Below are 17,273 nucleotides of genomic sequence, written 5' to 3'. Positions count from 1 at the left end.
TATATGGCAAACAGTAAAGTTATTGTTGTCGGCGGTGGATTAGCCGGATTAATGGCAACAATTAAAGCAGCGGAAGCCGGTACACATGTAGAATTATTTTCTTTAGTACCAGTTAAACGATCTCACTCAGTATGTGCCCAAGGGGGTATTAACGGTGCGGTTAATACAAAAGGTGAAGGCGATTCACCTTGGATTCATTTTGATGATACTGTTTACGGTGGTGACTTCTTAGCAAACCAACCACCAGTAAAAGCAATGACTGAAGCAGCACCTGGTATTATTCACTTATTAGACCGTATGGGTGTAATGTTCAACAGAACACCTGAAGGATTATTAGATTTCCGTCGTTTCGGTGGTACATTACACCACAGAACGGCATTTGCGGGTGCTACAACAGGGCAACAATTATTATATGCGTTAGATGAGCAAGTACGTAAATTTGAAGTTGAAGGTTTAGTTACAAAGTATGAAGGCTATGAATTTTTAGGTGCAGTGATTGACCATGAAGGTCGTGCACGTGGTATTGTAGCTCAAAACTTAACGACAGCTGAAATCAGTTCGTTTGCATCTGATGCAGTTATTATGGCAACAGGTGGACCTGGTATTATCTTTGGTAAATCTACAAACTCTATGATCAATACGGGTTCAGCAGCATCGATTGTTTACCAACAAGGTGCTACATATGCGAATGGTGAATTCATTCAAATTCACCCAACTGCAATTCCAGGTGATGATAAGTTACGTTTAATGAGTGAATCGGCGCGTGGTGAAGGTGGACGTGTTTGGACTTATAAAGACGGTAAACCATGGTACTTCTTAGAAGAGAAATATCCAGATTACGGTAACTTAGTACCACGTGATATTGCAACGCGTGAAATTTTCGATGTATGTGTGAATCAAAAATTAGGTATCAATGGTGAGAACATGGTATACCTTGATTTAAGTCATAAAGATGCACATGAATTAGACGTAAAATTAGGTGGTATCATCGAAATCTACGAAAAATTCACTGGTGATGATCCACGTAAAGTGCCAATGAAAATTTTCCCTGCAGTACATTATTCTATGGGTGGTATTTGGGTTGATTATGATCAAATGACAAATATCCCTGGTTTGTTTGCAGCTGGTGAATGTGATTACTCTCAACACGGTGGTAACCGTTTAGGTGCGAACTCATTATTATCTGCGATTTATGGTGGTATGGTTGCAGGACCAAATGCAATTAAATATATTAAAGAACTAGATACACACTATGAAGATATCGATCCTTCTATTTTTGAAGCGAAAGTTAAAGAAGAACAAGAAAAATTTGATGCACTACTTACGATGAAAGGTACAGAAAATGCATACAAATTACATAAAGAACTTGGCGAAATTATGACTGCAAACGTTACGGTTGTTCGTCATAATGATAAATTATTAGAAACAGATAAGAAAATTGTAGAATTAATGGAACGATACAAAAACATTGATATGGAAGATACTGCTACTTGGAGTAACCAAGCCGTATTCTTTACGCGTCAATTATGGAACATGTTAGTATTAGCGCGTGTTATGACAATCGGTGCATACAACCGAAATGAATCACGTGGTGCTCACTACAAACCAGAATTCCCAAATCGTAATGACGAAGAATGGTTAAAAACAACAATGGCACATTATGAAGGGCCAAATGCAGCTCCAAGATTTACTTATGAGCCTGTTGATGTTAGTTTAATTCCACCACGTGTTCGTGATTACTCTAAGAAATCAAAAGGGGGTAAACATTGATGGCTGAAAAAACAATCAAATTGATCATTACACGTCAAAAGGATCAAAATTCTGCGCCGTATGAAGAAACGTTTGTTATTCCATATCGTCCGAATATGAACGTGATTGCAGCATTAATGGAAATTCAACGTAACCCTATTAATGAGCGTGGAGAAAAGACGACACCAGTCACTTGGGATATGAACTGTTTAGAAGAAGTATGTGGTGCATGTTCTATGGTTGTTAATGGTAAAGCGCGTCAATCTTGTTCTACAATCATTGATAAATTAGAACAACCAATTCGTTTAGCACCAATGGCAACTTTCCCGGTTATTCGTGACTTACAAGTCGATCGTTCTCGTATGTTTGATAACTTAAAACGTGTAAAAGCATGGGTTCCTATTGATGGTACTTATGATTTAGGACCTGGGCCACGTATGCCTGAGAAAAAACGCCAAACAGCATATGAATTATCTAAATGTATGACATGTGGTGTATGTTTAGAAGTATGTCCAAACGTGAATAAAAATTCTAAATTTATGGGTGCTCAACCAATTTCTCAAGTTCGTTTATTCAACTTACATCCAACAGGAAGTATGAACAAGGATGAAAGATTACACGCATTAATGGAAGAGGGCGGTTTAGCTGAGTGTGGTAACTCACAAAACTGCGTGAGAAGTTGTCCAAAAGGGATTCCTTTAACGACTTCAATCGCGGCGATGAACCGTGCAGCAACTTTCCAAATGTTTAAATCATTTTTTGGTTCAGACTATCAAGTGGATTAATAGTTTTAAGAAAGTAAGCTTTGTCTTACTTTCTTTTTTTGTTGTTTTTTTGATAAAATATAATTTAAATAAATGAATGTTGGGAGTCTTGATTTTGGATAAAGATATAAAAATGATAGAATTTGAACTCCGTCGTTTGGCAGATATCACTAAAAATATTGGGAGACAAGTGCTCAAAGAATATGATATTTCAGAAACGCAATTTATTGCCATACAATGGATTAATGAGACGGAAAAAATGACAATTGGTGATTTGGCTTTAAAAATGAATTTAGCAAATTCTTCAACATCTGAACTCATCGATCAGCTTACTCAAAAAGGGTATTGTCAACGTGAAAAAGATGATAAAGACAAAAGAAAAGTAATCCTTAAGTTAACAAATAAAAGTATTGAACTGATTGAAGCAGTTATACAAAAAAGACAAATATTTTTACAAAATTTATTGCAAAAAAGTGATATAGACATGCAAATTTTGAAGTCGCAAATTCATAATTTGTATATAAACACAGACGAAGGTGAAGATATTGAGTAGACCAATAGGTGTAATTGATTCAGGTGTGGGCGGTTTAACAGTTGCTAAAGAGATTATGAGACAATTGCCAAATGAATCGATTTGTTATTTAGGTGACGTGGCGAGATGTCCATATGGTCCACGTGATGGTGAAGAAGTAAAGCGATTTACCATACAACTCGCTAAATTTTTAGTACAAAAAAATATTAAAATGCTTGTCATTGCTTGTAACACAGCAACAGCGGTGGCATTAAAGCCATTACAATCGATGTTACAAATTCCTGTAATTGGTGTCATTGAACCAGGAGCTAGAACTGCAATTATGACAACAAAAAATCAAGAAGTAATGATTTTAGGTACTGAAGGTACAATAAAGTCAGAAGCTTATCGAAAAATGATTAAATCCATCAATCCAAAAATTGATGTAACAGGTATCAGTTGTCCAGGATTTGTTCCATTAGTTGAACAAATAAGATATAAAGATCCAACCATTTCAAATATTATTATTCATCAAACTTTAAAAAATTGGAGACATCATCCAGCAGATACTGTCATATTAGGATGTACACATTATCCATTGTTACAAGATTATATTGAAAAATATTTTAACGGCGAAAAGAAAGTGATCTCTTCAGGTTTAGAAACTGCAAGGGAAGTCAGTGCATTATTAACTTTTTCGCAAGGACATGCAGCAGCTAATGATGCAGTTCATCATGAATTTTATGTTAATGGGCCAAGTGATCGATTTAAACGTATCGCTTCTGAATGGCTGAATCAAGACATAGAAGTACATTCAATTCAATTGGAGGAAATATAATGGAAATCGTTATTGCTACAGGAAATCAAGGAAAGATTAATGATTTTAAACATATTTTTAAAAATCATGAAGTTGTAGGGATCAAATCGTTGTTAGATGATTTTGATGTAGATGAAACAGGGACTACTTTTGAAGAAAATGCTAAATTAAAGTCAGAAACAGCGATGAAGCTATTAAATAAAGTGGTCATCAGTGATGACTCTGGATTAGAAGTAGATGCGTTAAATAATGCGCCAGGTGTTTATTCAGCCAGATATTCAGGTGAAAATGCCACGGACTTATCGAATTTAAATAAAGTATTAGATGAAATGAAAAATGAAACAAACAGGAAAGCACGATTTGTATGCGTCATTTCAGTAAGTAGACCTGGCTTTGAACCTGTTACTTTTCGAGGTGAAGTTGAAGGAGAGTTGTTACATGAGCCACGAGGTGAAAATGGATTTGGTTATGATCCGATATTCTATGTACCTGAATTAAATAAAACAACGGCTGAACTTTCTGGAAGTGAAAAAGCAGCCATCAGTCATCGTGGTGCGGCCATTCAAAAAATGTTAGATTCACAAATATTAAAGTAGGTGAAATCATGAAGATTGTTGTAGTGAGTGATAACCATGGGAATAAAAATCATTTGATAGACATCATTTCAATGCATCCTGATGCAGATCAATGTATCCATCTAGGAGATTCAGAATTTCAGTTTCATGATTCTGTTTTAAAGCCATTTATAAAAGTGGGTGGCAACTGTGATTTTGATATGAATTATCCGAAAGAGGCAGTTATTGAAACGCCTTTTGGCCAATGTTTTTTTACTCATGGCCATTTCTATTCAGTCAATCGAAATCGCGATAATTTAGCGCAAAAAGCAATCGAAAAAAATTGTAATATTGCGTTATATGGTCATACACATATTATGAATGTGGAATTGATTGATGGTGTTTGGTGTATAAACCCTGGCTCTATTAGTCAATCGAGAGATCACAATGAAGAAACGTATGCAATTTTGACACTTGAACAAAATGCTAAAGTAACTTATTACAATCAAAATCATATAAAAGTTGAAGAAATTTCTTTAGAAATTTAATCTTTATTTACCTTTTTAGTGTAATAACTCAATAAAACGTTGTATTTTCAATAATATTATTGAATAACAGGTTGACGAATTGCCTAAGACTTGATTATAATTAATCTTGTCTTTAATTGAGTCCTGGTAGCTCAGCTGGATAGAGCAACGGCCTTCTAAGCCGTCGGTCGGGGGTTCGAATCCCTCCCAGGACGTCATTTAAGCGTTATCCAATTGGATAACGCTTTTTTTATTTTAATGATTCAAATACTTTTGTCATATCTTCTTCAAATATGATAGCATTACGATGATTTGAATTTAATTTAGATTTATTGATGATTACAAAATGTTGTCCTCTAAAATATTGAATGAAACTTGCAGCGGGATAAACAGAAAGGCTTGTCCCTGCGACAATGAGTAGTTCGGCTTCAGAGATTGCTTTTACGGCATTTTCAATGGTTTCTTGGTTAAGAGGCTCTTCATACATTACAATATCAGGTCTTACAATGCCATTGTCTACTGGACATCTTGGAATACCATCATGATCTTTATTTAAATCCTTTAAATCATAATACTTGCCGCATGTCATACAGTAATTGTTTTGAACATTCCCATGAAGTTCAAAAACTTGAGTCGACCCTGCTTTTTGATGTAATCCATCGATGTTTTGTGTGACTATTTTGACGTCTTTACCCATATTTTCTAATTGTTTTAGGTAATGATGAGTAATGTTAGGTGTTGCATTCTCGTATACTAATTTATCAAAATGAAACTCAAAATAATCTTTTGGGTAATTGATAAAAAATGAATGAGAAATGATTGTCTCAGGTGATACATTGCAATTGGATGGTTGGTGAAAGATGCCATTTGCAGAACGGAAATCTGGAATGCCTGAAGCTGTGGATACACCTGCACCACCGAAAAATACGATTTTATGGCTAGATTGAATTGCTTTTTTGAGTTGATCTAGATTTTGCATAATGTCACTCCTTTTTATCAGTTTATCATGTGCAATGATGATTTCAATATCGTGATAAAATATTGGATAAGCTATTATTAATACTATCGTTTGAAGAAATGAACATAATCATATAAAATTTAATCAAACATCAAAGGAGATATAATTATGAATAAATATGACGAACAAATTATCGTTGTCGATCGAGAAACAATTTTTAGTACAGAAAAAAATGCATTTAATGGGTTTATTAGTATAGAAGATCAACGTGCATTAGAAATCTATGAAACATTGTCAAAATATACAGTAAAGCGTCGCGGTGACATGGAAGAGGATCCAAGTTATAAACAACTTATCTCATATTGTATATTAGAAAACGAGCATGATGAAATTTTAGTTTATGAACGTTTATCTGGTGGCGGAGAAGCAAGATTACATGGATTGAGTTCAATAGGTATTGGTGGACACATGAATGAATTAGGTGAAGCAACCATCGAAAATGTATTATTAGAAAATGCTAAACGAGAACTAGAAGAAGAAGTAGGTTTGGAAAATATTAATTTAAATCAATTAAGCTTAATTGGATTTATCAATGATGATGGTAATGAAGTGGGACGTGTACATATTGGTTTAGTATTTAAATTAAAAGTGCAATCAAAGGATGTGGAAGTTAAAGAAACAGACACATTAAAAATAGATTGGCACCAGAGCAGTACTTTACTTCAAAATGCTACTTACGAATCATGGTCACAATTAATCATTGAGCAATTATTTGCTGTAGGTCACTAATGTCTGAAATTATTATTTTTCCGAAGCTTCAAAATAAGTTGCACAAAGAAATTATTGATTCAATGCAACGAGGTGACTATGAATCGGCGTATGATTTATTCAATACATATGAAAAGCATTTTGAAATGGATGAAGGTTTGTCTTTATTAAGGCTAGAATGTTTATTGCAAACCAATAGCTATTTAGAATTAAGAGAAGAATCTAGCATCCTATTGAATCAAGGTCATCAAGCTTATAACGAAATTATTGTATATTTGATTAAAAGTTTGATAAAGCTTAAACAATTCCAAACGGTAATGGAATTAGTAGATAGTTTACGTGGAGAACAAGTACCACATCAGTTGATTATGCAATTAAATGTTTTATACGACGAAGCTAAATCTAAACTTATTGAGAAAAAAGCAATCAATCAACAATTCGTTATTGACTTTATGTCTTATCCAATTGATAAACAAAAAAATATATTGATGACTTTGATACAAGAAGAAGATTTTAAATATCAAATGAGTTTTATTCATATCATTTCTTTGGAGGTTCATCCTGAAGTTCAAACATTGATTTTGATGTATTTAAAGTTAAGTGGTTATCAACATTCGTTAATGTTGAATAAGCTTAAAATTAAACAAAAAATAGAGGTTTCATCTGTTGAATTTGTTCAACATCATCCTTTTAATCAAGTGATAAATGGTGTGATTGATGTGATTGAAAATCAACAACCTTCAATTGTGGAAACGATTGTTGCGCTTTTAACAATGCATCACTTTATTTTGTATCCATTCCATGAATTATATTTCCAAAAGCACCTTAATGATTTGAATGATATTGAACAATTGAAGTACCATTACTTATATTTTATACAAGAAATAACAGGAGTAAGTGGTCTTTTTGAACAAAACACTTTTCTTATGGATGAAGATATGTTACAAAAGATAAGACAACTCAGTGAAGTAACTGTTTGATTTTATCTGAATTATGTTATAATTAAAGAGTTGAAAATTTATAGAATTATTGTGGAGGGTATCACATGTCAGCAAAATGGGAAAAACAAGAAGGTAATATTGGAGTATTAACAATCACTGTTCCAGAAGAAGAAGTTAAAGCTGGATTAGATAAAGCTTTCAAAAAAGTAGTTAAACAAGTAAACGTACCAGGTTTCCGTAAAGGTAAAATGCCTCGTCCATTATTTGAACAACGTTTTGGTGTTGAAGCATTATACCAAGATGCATTAGATTTCATCTTACCAGATGCTTATGCTAATGCAGTTGAAGAAACAGGTATTAAACCAGTGGATCGTCCAGAAATCGATATCGAGCAAATGGAAAAAGGTAAAGAATTAATCTTTACTGCTAAAGTTGTTGTTGAACCTGAAGTAGCTTTAGGTGACTACAAAGGTTTAGAAGTTGAAGCTCAAGATACAGAATTAAAAGAAGAAGAATTACAAGCTGCAATCGATGCTGATTTAGCACGTAAAGCTGAATTAGTAATCAAAGAAGACGGCGAAGTTGTTGAAGGCGACGTTGTTAACTTAGACTTCGATGGTTATGTAAATGACGAGCAATTTGAAGGTGGAAAAGCTGAAGGATACGATTTAGAAATCGGTTCAGGTCAATTTATTCCAGGCTTCGAAGAGCAATTAGTTGGTACTAAAGTTGGAGAAGAAAAAGACGTTAACGTTAAATTCCCAGAAGAATACCACGCTGAAGAATTAGCAGGTAAAGATGCTGTATTCAAAGTGAAAATCAACGAAATCAAAACTAAAGAAGTACCTGAGTTAAACGACGAATTAGTAAAAGAATTAGATGAGTCAGTTTCAACTGTTGATGAGTATAAAGAAAAATACCGTAAAGATTTAGCTGAACAAAAGAAATTACAAGCTGAAAATGAAATGAAAGAAACTTTAATCAACTTAGCAACTGAAAATGCGACTGTTGAAATTCCTGAAGCGATGATCAACACTGAATTAGATCGCATGATGCAAGAATTCGAACAACGTATTGCGCAACAAGGATTAAACTTAGAGTTGTATTACCAATTCTCTGGTCAGTCTGAAGAGCAATTAAAAGCATCAATGAAAGAAGATGCTGAAAAACGTGTTAAAACAAACTTAACGTTAGCTGCTATTGCAACTGCAGAAAACATTGAAATTTCAGATGAAGATGTTGAAGCTGAATTAACTAAAATGAGTGAACAATTTGGTTTATCTGTAGATGATATTCGTCAAGCTTTAGGAAATGCTGAAGTATTAAAAGATGACTTACGTATTCAAAAAGCAATTGATGTATTAGTTGATAACGCTAAAACGAAATAATCTATTGTAACGATAAGTAACATAATACAACAAAGAATCTGTAGTGATTGCTGCAGATTCTTTATTTTATTTCAATCAGTTGCAATCACCAGTAAACTTTAGTATATTTTTTTAAGAATAGGGGTGTAACCATGTATAACTATAATGATCAAGATGAGAATTTAAAATGTTCTTTCTGTGGGAAAGATCAAGACCAAGTGAAAAAATTAGTCGCTGGTAGTGGCGTATATATATGTAATGAATGTATTGAATTATGTTCTGAAATTGTACAAGAAGAACTTAAAACAGAAACGGCAGAAATTACTGAAGTACCAAAACCACAAGAAATGTTGGATTTATTGAATGCTTATGTTATTGGCCAAACGAAAGCAAAAAAGGCTTTAGCTGTAGCAGTGTATAATCACTACAAACGTATTATGAATCCAGCTGTTAGTAATGAAGATGATGTAGAACTTCAAAAGAGTAACATTGCTTTAATTGGTCCAACTGGTTCAGGTAAAACTTTACTTGCTCAAACATTAGCACGCTCTTTAAACGTACCATTTGCTATTGCAGATGCAACAAGCTTAACTGAAGCGGGTTATGTTGGTGAAGATGTTGAAAATATTCTATTACGTTTAATACAAGCCGCTGACTTTGACATTGATAAAGCTGAAAAAGGCATTATATATGTTGATGAAATCGATAAAATTGCACGTAAGTCAGAAAATACTTCAATTACACGTGATGTAAGTGGTGAAGGTGTACAACAAGCCTTATTAAAAATTCTTGAAGGTACTGTCGCAAGTGTGCCACCACAAGGCGGAAGAAAACATCCAAACCAAGAATTCATTCAAATTGATACAACAAACATATTATTCATTTTAGGCGGTGCCTTTGATGGTATTGATGAAGTCATCAAACGTCGTTTAGGTGAAAAAGTCATTGGCTTCAGTGGTACATCTGATAAAAATGTTGATGATGCTTCATTACTTTCACAAATTAAACCAGAAGATTTACAAAGTTACGGCTTAATCCCTGAGTTTATCGGTCGTATTCCGGTTGTAGCTAATTTAGAACAACTTGACGTAGAAGCTTTAAAGAATATTTTAGTTAAACCTAAAAATGCACTTGTTAAGCAATTCAAGAAAATTCTTGAAATTGATGGCGTCCAATTAGACTTTACAGATGAAGCATTAACTGCTATTAGTGAATTAGCAATCGAAAGAAAGACTGGTGCACGTGGTCTACGTTCTATCATTGAAGAAAGCATGATGGATGTTATGTTTGATATCCCATCAGAAGATCGTGTAAAACGTGTTGTCATTACGGAAAATACAATTCGTAACCAAACAGCACCAGAACTTTATGATGAAAATGAACAATTGATTAATGAAGATAAAACGTCTGCATAATATAATAATTTGATAATTAGAACAATTAAACGTACAAACGAATTCGTTTGTACGTTTTTATATTTCGTGTATAATTATATGATGTATAAAATTAAGGAGGCCACCATGAATATTAATCCAAATAACGTAGAAATTTTAATCAGTGCGGTGAGGCCAGAACAATATCCTGAAACAGGATTAAAAGAAGTAGCGCTTGCAGGACGTTCAAATGTAGGTAAATCATCATTTATTAATACGATGATTGGTAGAAAAAGTATGGCAAGAATTTCATCAAAGCCAGGAAAGACTCAAACACTTAATTTCTTTAATATTGATAATCAGCTTGTATTTGTAGATGTTCCTGGCTATGGTTATGCAAAAGTTTCTAAATCAGAGCGTGAGCGTTGGGGGAAGATGATTGAAACTTATATTACGACACGTGAGACGTTGGCATGTGTTATACACCTTGTGGACATTAGACATAATCCAACTGAAGACGATAGATTAATGTATGATTTTTTAAAGCATTATGATATTCCGACGATAGTCATTGCTACAAAAGAAGATAAAATACCTAAAGGTAAAGTACAAAAGCACTTAAAAATTATTCGACAAGACTTAGATATGGATAAAAATGATACATTGATCAGTTATTCAAGTTTATCGAAAGATAAAAATGATATGATTTTTAATGCAATCGAAAAGTATTTATAGCATGTGATTAAAACGCTTTGATCTTTTGAAATGATATAAGCGCTTTGTATTTAAATGATTAGTAATGTTTGATATAATTAAGGGAATGTAAATTATGGGGGCGAAATCATGCATATTGTTGTTGTGAGTGTGAATCACAAAACAGCTGACGTTAGTTTAAGAGAGCAATTAACATTTGCAGAAGATACTTTAACTAATGCATATAATGCGCTGATTAATCAAAAATCAGTATTAGAATGTGTTATTTTATCAACATGTAACCGTACAGAAATATACGCTGTTGTTGATCAAGTACATACTGGTCGATATTATGTGAAATCATTTATGGCTGAATGGTTTAATGTAGATATTGAAACCGTGAAATCAGTGACTGACGTAGAAGTAGGAAATGATGCGATATTGCATTTATTTAATGTTGTAACTGGCCTTGATTCTATTGTATTAGGTGAAACACAAATTTTAGGACAAGTTCGAGACAATTTCTTACTTGCGCAATCTGAAGGCACTACAGGTACAGTGTTTAACAAATTATTTAAAATGGCCGTTAGTTTAGCTAAAAATGCACATACACAGACAGATATTTCATCAAATGCAGTTTCAGTTTCGTATGCTGCTGTTGAACTATCAAAGAAAGTGTTAGGAACTTTAGAACAAAAGAATATTTTAATTGTCGGTGCAGGTGAAATGGCTGAACTTGCTTTAGAAAATTTAGCAGGTACTGGTGCAAAAAGCATTACTGTGATTAACCGAACTTTAGAAAAAGCACAATCCCTTGCTGATAAATATAAAGGTACTTATCAAGATATGTCATTATTACAAGAAGCTTTAGTAACAAGTGATATTGTAATTACTTCTACATCAGCGAGAGATTTCATTATTACTGAACCAATGATGCAAGAAGTTATGAAATCAAGACAAAATGCACCTATCGTATTAATTGATATTGCTGTGCCAAGAGATATTGATCCAGCTGTAAATGATATTGATATGGTCTTTAATTATGATGTCGATGACTTAAAAGGATTAGTAGATGCTAATTTAGCAGAACGAGAGAAAGCAGCTAATGTGATTCGCAATATGATTGATAGTGAATTAGTGAGTTTCTTAGAATGGGTAAATATGTTAGGCGTTGTACCAGTGATTAGTGCTTTACGTGAAAAAGCGCTTCGCATTCAAGAAACAACAATGGAAAGTATCGATCGTAAAATGCCAGATTTATCAGAAAGAGATCGTAAAGTGATTTCTAAACATATGAAGAGTGTGATCAATCAATTATTAAAAGATCCAATAGCTGGGGCAAAAGAAATTAGTGGCCATCCAGATCGAGAAGCTTCATTACAATTCTTCCAAGAGATATTTAATATTACAAATGAAGTTGAAAGTATTAAACAAAAGGAACCAATTATACATCGTTCAGAAAGTAGTTTCAATTTTGACCTCAAAAGGTGATTGAATGAATGAATTACTATTAATGCGATTACATGAAGCAATACTTATGATTTATATGATAAGTATTGCTTGTTATTTCTTTGACTTTGTTTTGAAATCTAAGCAAGTTAAAAAATTTGGGACATACTTATTGTTGTGTGTATTTGGATTACAAACACTATCTATCATCTTATTTATTGTTGTTACAAAAAGATTCCCAATAGAGACGCTATCAGAAGGATTTTTCTTTTTTACTTGGCTGATTGTTTTAATTTCATTACTATCAATTAAATATATTCAAACTGAGTTTTTAGTATTTTTAATGAATATCATCGGATTTGTATTTATGACGATACATACTTTTCAACCTGTTCAAATGACAAGTGGCACAAAAATTACACATATGATGAATGAATTGTTAATGATTCATGTCACTTTAGCAATCAGTGCATACGTGCTATTTTTAGTGAGCGCGATTCATAGTGTGTTGTATTTGTTACAAATGCATTATTTAAAAAAGAAACAATTTAATCATAAGTTTTTTAGGTTATCAGATTTAAATGCAATCGAAACAAGAGTGCAATGGTTTATGATGGTTGGATTTTTATTGTTACTTATTTCTTTGATTCTTGGTATCTATTGGGGACATATCATTGTAGGTCGTCAAATCTGGTATGATTATAAAGTACTTGGTTCAATATTATTATTAGGACTTTATGGTAGTTTAATCTATATACATCGCCAATCAAAAGTGAAAAGAAATATTTATATGGAATTTAATATTACCATCTTTTTATTATTATTAATTAATTATTTGTTGGTCTCTAAAGTTTCTGGTTTCCATCAATTATTTTATTAGGAGGCAATTATGCGTAAAGTTATTGTCGGTTCAAGAAGAAGCCAATTAGCATTAACACAAAGTGGTCAATTTATTGATTTATTAAAAGAAAAAAATCCTGGTTTAGAAGTTGAAATTAAAGAAATTGTCACTAAAGGTGATCAAATAGTAAATGTTCAATTATCTAAAGTGGGTGGAAAAGGTCTTTTTGTTAAAGAAATTGAACAAGCTTTATATGATCAAACCATTGATTTTGCGATTCATTCGTTAAAGGATGTTCCGAGTGTATTACCTGAAGGGTTAACTGTAGGGTGCATCCCAAGACGTGAAGATCCAAGAGATGCTTTTATCTCAAAAAATAATGTTCCAATTGACCAATTAAAGCCAGGTGCGATTGTTGGTACAAGTTCATTAAGAAGAGGCGCTCAAATTTTAAGTGCATATCCCCATTTAGAAATTAAATGGATTCGTGGAAATATTGATACACGATTAGAAAAATTAAAAAACGAAGATTATGATGCAATTATTTTAGCCGCAGCTGGCTTAAATCGTATGGGTTGGGACAAATCAATCGTCACTGAATATTTAAATCCTGAATTAATGTTACCAGCGATTGGTCAAGGTGCATTAGGGATAGAATGTAGAAGTGATGATGAAGAAATCAAAACATTGTTAAGCACTGTACATGATGAAGAAACAGCCTTATGCGTTGAAGCTGAACGTACTTTCTTGAACTTAATGGATGGTTCTTGCCAAGTACCTATCGGTGGCTATGCGACGATGAACAACGGTGAAATCACATTTACTGGATTGATAATGTCACCTGATGGAAAAGAAAAATATCATTATACCGTCGTTGGTAATGATCCAGTAGCATTAGGTAAACAAGTTGCAGAAAAAATGCAAAATAGTGGTGCAAAATCAATTATAGAAGCATTAAATAATTCAAACGAATAAAATACATCAAAAAGGGTGTTAAAAATGAAGCCAGTTGTATTGATGACAGACAGTAGACCATATCAACATGAATGTTTAGAAATTAAACATTTACCTTTGATAAAGATTCACTATTTGAATCCGCGTATACCTCAGTCACATTATGACTGGCTTATTTTTACAAGTAAAAATGCTGTGCAGTTGTTTTTTGAACATTTTCAAGATAAGGTAACCTTTGATCATATAGCGGTTATTGGAGAGAAGACTGCAGAAGTGATAAAGAAATTGGGGTATAGAGTGGATTATATGCCAAGTAAATATCAACAAGAATGTTTCATTGATGAAATGGGGACAAGATTTCATAATAAAACGGTTTTACTTCCAGTTTCTAAACTTGCTAGACCAAAGTTATACGATGCACTGAATGCAAGTGCGCATCTCACTAAAATTGATTTATATACGTCAGTGCCAGATGACGTAAATGTGGATGCTTTATATCATCTTTTATCAAATAATAAAGCTGATGCTGTAACTTTTATGAGTCCTTCAGCAGTTGATGCATATTTCCAAAAATATCGTGCAATACGAAGTGCAAAAGTAGTGGCAATTGGTCAAATTACATCCAAAGCTTTACAAAAATATGAACAATCGCATACTGTTGCCAAGAAGGAAACAAAAAATGATATGATAAATATGATTTTAAATTTTTACAAAGGGTGATTATTTTGAATTTTGACAGACATAGAAGATTAAGAAGTTCAGTAAATATGCGTAATATGGTGAGGGAAACAAGTTTGCATAAACGTGATTTAATCTACCCAATCTTTGTGGTAGAACGTGATGATGTAAAAAAAGAAATTCCTTCAATGCCTGGTATTTACCAATTAAGTTTAAATATTATGGATGAAGAAGTTCATGAAGCATACCGATTAGGTATTCGTGCAGTCATTTTATTTGGAATCCCAAATCATAAAGATGCATGTGGAACAGGTGCATATGATGATGAAGGCATCATTCAAAAAGCAACAAGAAAAGTAAAAGCATTATATCCAGATATGTTAGTACTTGCGGATACATGTTTATGTGAATATACAGATCATGGCCATTGTGGTGTATTAGATGATCACACACATGATGTAATTAATGATGAAACGTTACCATTATTAGTACAAACGGCAGTTTCTCAAGCGAAAGCAGGTGCAGATATCATTGCACCAAGTAATATGATGGATGGGTTTGTAGCAGAAATTCGTAAAGGTTTAGATGAAGCTGGGTTTGTGAACATTCCAATTATGAGTTACGGTATTAAATATGCGTCAGCCTTTTATGGACCATTTAGAGATGCGGCAGAATCAGCGCCAAGTCATGGAGATAGAAAGACTTATCAAATGGATCCTGCTAACCGTCTAGAAGCAATGCTAGAGTTAGAAAGTGATTTAAAAGAAGGCTGTGACATGATGATTGTTAAGCCGGCATTATCATATTTAGATATTATTCGTGATGTACGAAACAATTCAAATGTACCAATCGTTGCATACAATGTAAGTGGTGAATACTCAATGACAAAAGCTGCTGCATTAAATGGTTGGGTTGATGAAGAAAGAATTGTAATGGAACAAATGTTATCGATGAAACGTGCTGGAGCAGATATGATCATTACTTATTTTGCAAAAGATATTTGTAAATATTTAGATGAAGGAGATTATTAATGACTTACAATCAATCAAAACAAGCATTCAGTGAAGCGGTTAATTTAATGCCTGGTGGTGTTAATAGCCCTGTACGTGCTTTTAAAAGCGTAGATATGGATCCTATCTTTATGGATCACGGTAAAGGCTCTAAAATTTATGACATTGATGGTAATGAATATATTGATTACGTATTAAGTTGGGGACCATTAATTTTAGGTCATGCTGATGAGAAAGTTACAGATGAACTTCAAAAAGCAATCATGAAAGGTTCAAGCTTTGGGGCACCTACAACATTAGAAAATGAAATGGCGAAATTAGTAATTGAACGCGTACCATCAGTAGAAATGGTTCGTATGGTTTCAAGTGGTACAGAAGCTACTTTGGCTGCGCTACGATTAGCACGTGGTTATACAGGAAAAAATAAAATATTAAAATTTATTGGTTGTTACCATGGTCATAGTGATTCATTATTAATTAAGGCAGGTTCTGGTGTTGCAACATTAGGTTTACCAGATTCACCTGGTGTTCCTAAAGGCACAGCAGAAAATACAATTACTGTACATTACAACGATTTAGATGCAGTGCAACTTGCTTTTGAAAAATATGGCGATGACATCGCATGTGTTATTTGTGAGCCAGTTGCAGGAAATATGGGTGTAGTTCCACCGGTAGAAGGTTTCTTACAAGGATTAAGAGACATTACGACACAATACGGTGCATTATTAATCTTTGATGAAGTAATGACTGGATTTAGGGTAGATTATCACTGTGCGCAAGGTTATTTCGGTGTAACACCCGATTTAACTTGTTTAGGTAAAGTAATCGGTGGTGGATTACCAGTTGGTGCTTTTGGTGGTAAACGTGAAATTATGGAACAAATCGCACCTGCAGGTAGCATTTATCAAGCAGGTACGTTAAGTGGGAATCCATTAGCGATGACAGGTGGCTACTATACTTTGAGTCAGTTAACACCAGAAAGTTATCAATATTTCAATCAATTAGGCGATCAATTAGAAGCAGGTTTATTAGAAGTATTTAATCGTCATCAAGTACCAATTTCAATTAACCGTGCGGGTAGTATGATCGGATATTTCTTAAATGATAATAAAGTAACGAACTTTGAAATCGCATCAAAATCTGATTTAAAATTATTTGCTAAAATGTATAAAGAAATGGCCAATAACGGCGTATTTTTACCTCCATCGCAATTTGAAGGTATGTTCTTATCAACTAAGCATACGAAGGAAGACATTGATGCTACTTTAAATGCATTTGATATGGCACTCAAAAAAGTAAAATAAAATAATCAAGCATAC

At 33.3% G+C, this 17,273-nt stretch carries 18 protein-coding genes and 1 tRNA gene; 18 read left to right on the top strand and 1 reads right to left on the bottom strand.

Translation table 11 applies throughout. The features are described 5' to 3' along the window. The first annotated feature begins 3 nt into the window (after positions 1-3). The 7 genes from sdhA (at position 4) to ER639_RS05655 (ending at position 5,137) form a co-directional block, all read left to right on the top strand. Positions 4-1,770, top strand: coding sequence for a succinate dehydrogenase flavoprotein subunit (sdhA, locus tag ER639_RS05685; RefSeq protein ID WP_129064804.1), 1,767 nt, complete (start codon positions 4-6; stop codon positions 1,768-1,770). Further along, positions 1,770-2,534, top strand: coding sequence for a succinate dehydrogenase iron-sulfur subunit (sdhB, locus tag ER639_RS05680; protein ID WP_129064803.1), 765 nt, complete (start codon positions 1,770-1,772; stop codon positions 2,532-2,534). Before sdhA ends, sdhB begins: the two co-directional genes overlap by 1 nt. Positions 2,535-2,628: 94 nt before the next feature. Further along, a complete protein-coding gene (locus tag ER639_RS05675) occupies positions 2,629-3,066 on the top strand; it encodes a MarR family winged helix-turn-helix transcriptional regulator (protein ID WP_164993367.1) in 438 nt (145 codons plus the stop codon). Continuing rightward, positions 3,059-3,862 (top strand): glutamate racemase, encoded by an 804-nt coding sequence (gene racE, locus ER639_RS05670; protein WP_129064801.1) that lies wholly within the window; start codon positions 3,059-3,061, stop codon positions 3,860-3,862. Before ER639_RS05675 ends, racE begins: the two co-directional genes overlap by 8 nt. Next, positions 3,859-4,437, top strand: a complete 579-nt coding sequence (locus ER639_RS05665) for an XTP/dITP diphosphatase (protein WP_129065010.1) — start codon at positions 3,859-3,861, stop codon at positions 4,435-4,437. Before racE ends, ER639_RS05665 begins: the two co-directional genes overlap by 4 nt. A gap of 8 nt (positions 4,438-4,445) precedes the next feature. Beyond that, positions 4,446-4,943, top strand: coding sequence for a metallophosphoesterase family protein (locus tag ER639_RS05660; RefSeq protein ID WP_240664000.1), 498 nt, complete (start codon positions 4,446-4,448; stop codon positions 4,941-4,943). Positions 4,944-5,063: 120 nt separating this feature from the next. Next, positions 5,064-5,137 (top strand) — tRNA-Arg (locus ER639_RS05655). A 35-nt stretch (positions 5,138-5,172) separates the two neighbouring features. On the opposite strand, the gene ER639_RS05650 is transcribed toward ER639_RS05655, so the two are convergent. Beyond that, positions 5,173-5,901, bottom strand: coding sequence for an NAD-dependent protein deacylase (locus tag ER639_RS05650; RefSeq protein WP_205757698.1), 729 nt, complete (start codon positions 5,899-5,901; stop codon positions 5,173-5,175). Positions 5,902-6,048: 147 nt separating this feature from the next. Between ER639_RS05650 and ER639_RS05645 the strand changes: the two genes are divergently transcribed. From ER639_RS05645 to hemL, 11 genes are all read left to right on the top strand, one after another. Beyond that, entirely contained in the window at positions 6,049-6,669 is a 621-nt protein-coding gene (locus tag ER639_RS05645) for an NUDIX domain-containing protein (RefSeq protein WP_129064798.1), read from the top strand. Next, on the top strand, positions 6,669-7,628 hold the full coding sequence (locus ER639_RS05640; RefSeq protein WP_129064797.1) for a hypothetical protein: 960 nt from the start codon (positions 6,669-6,671) through the stop codon (positions 7,626-7,628). The genes ER639_RS05645 and ER639_RS05640 overlap by 1 nt, the downstream gene beginning before the upstream one ends. Positions 7,629-7,693: 65 nt before the next feature. After that, positions 7,694-8,977 carry a trigger factor gene (gene tig, locus ER639_RS05635; protein WP_129064796.1) on the top strand — a complete coding sequence of 428 codons (1,284 nt, stop codon included), beginning with the start codon at positions 7,694-7,696 and terminating at the stop codon, positions 8,975-8,977. Positions 8,978-9,108: 131 nt separating this feature from the next. Then, positions 9,109-10,371: an ATP-dependent Clp protease ATP-binding subunit ClpX gene (gene clpX, locus ER639_RS05630; RefSeq protein ID WP_129064795.1), complete on the top strand. Its 1,263-nt coding sequence runs from the start codon at positions 9,109-9,111 to the stop codon at positions 10,369-10,371. A gap of 105 nt (positions 10,372-10,476) precedes the next feature. Next, on the top strand, positions 10,477-11,064 hold the full coding sequence (gene yihA / locus ER639_RS05625) for a ribosome biogenesis GTP-binding protein YihA/YsxC (RefSeq protein WP_129064794.1): 588 nt from the start codon (positions 10,477-10,479) through the stop codon (positions 11,062-11,064). 108 nt (positions 11,065-11,172) lie between these two features. Further along, positions 11,173-12,513, top strand: a complete 1,341-nt coding sequence (gene hemA / locus ER639_RS05620) for a glutamyl-tRNA reductase (RefSeq protein ID WP_129064793.1) — start codon at positions 11,173-11,175, stop codon at positions 12,511-12,513. 4 nt (positions 12,514-12,517) lie between these two features. Next, the gene (ccsA, locus tag ER639_RS05615; protein ID WP_129064792.1) at positions 12,518-13,351 is read left to right on the top strand and encodes a cytochrome c biogenesis protein CcsA; all 834 of its coding nucleotides are present in this window, start codon (positions 12,518-12,520) and stop codon (positions 13,349-13,351) included. A 9-nt stretch (positions 13,352-13,360) separates the two neighbouring features. Further along, a complete protein-coding gene (gene hemC, locus ER639_RS05610; protein ID WP_129064791.1) occupies positions 13,361-14,287 on the top strand; it encodes a hydroxymethylbilane synthase in 927 nt (308 codons plus the stop codon). 24 nt (positions 14,288-14,311) lie between these two features. Continuing rightward, a complete protein-coding gene (locus ER639_RS05605; protein WP_129064790.1) occupies positions 14,312-14,986 on the top strand; it encodes a uroporphyrinogen-III synthase in 675 nt (224 codons plus the stop codon). 5 nt (positions 14,987-14,991) lie between these two features. Further along, positions 14,992-15,975 carry a porphobilinogen synthase gene (hemB, locus tag ER639_RS05600; protein ID WP_129064789.1) on the top strand — a complete coding sequence of 328 codons (984 nt, stop codon included), beginning with the start codon at positions 14,992-14,994 and terminating at the stop codon, positions 15,973-15,975. After that, positions 15,975-17,258 (top strand): glutamate-1-semialdehyde 2,1-aminomutase, encoded by a 1,284-nt coding sequence (hemL, locus tag ER639_RS05595; RefSeq protein ID WP_129064788.1) that lies wholly within the window; start codon positions 15,975-15,977, stop codon positions 17,256-17,258. The genes hemB and hemL overlap by 1 nt, the downstream gene beginning before the upstream one ends. Positions 17,259-17,273: the final 15 nt, after the last annotated feature.

The organism is Macrococcus sp. DPC7161, from assembly GCF_004117835.1.
GTDB lineage: Bacteria > Bacillota > Bacilli > Staphylococcales > Staphylococcaceae > SDSC01.
Note: the sequence above shows the minus strand (reverse complement) of the source record. Positions and strands in the feature narration are given on the sequence as shown.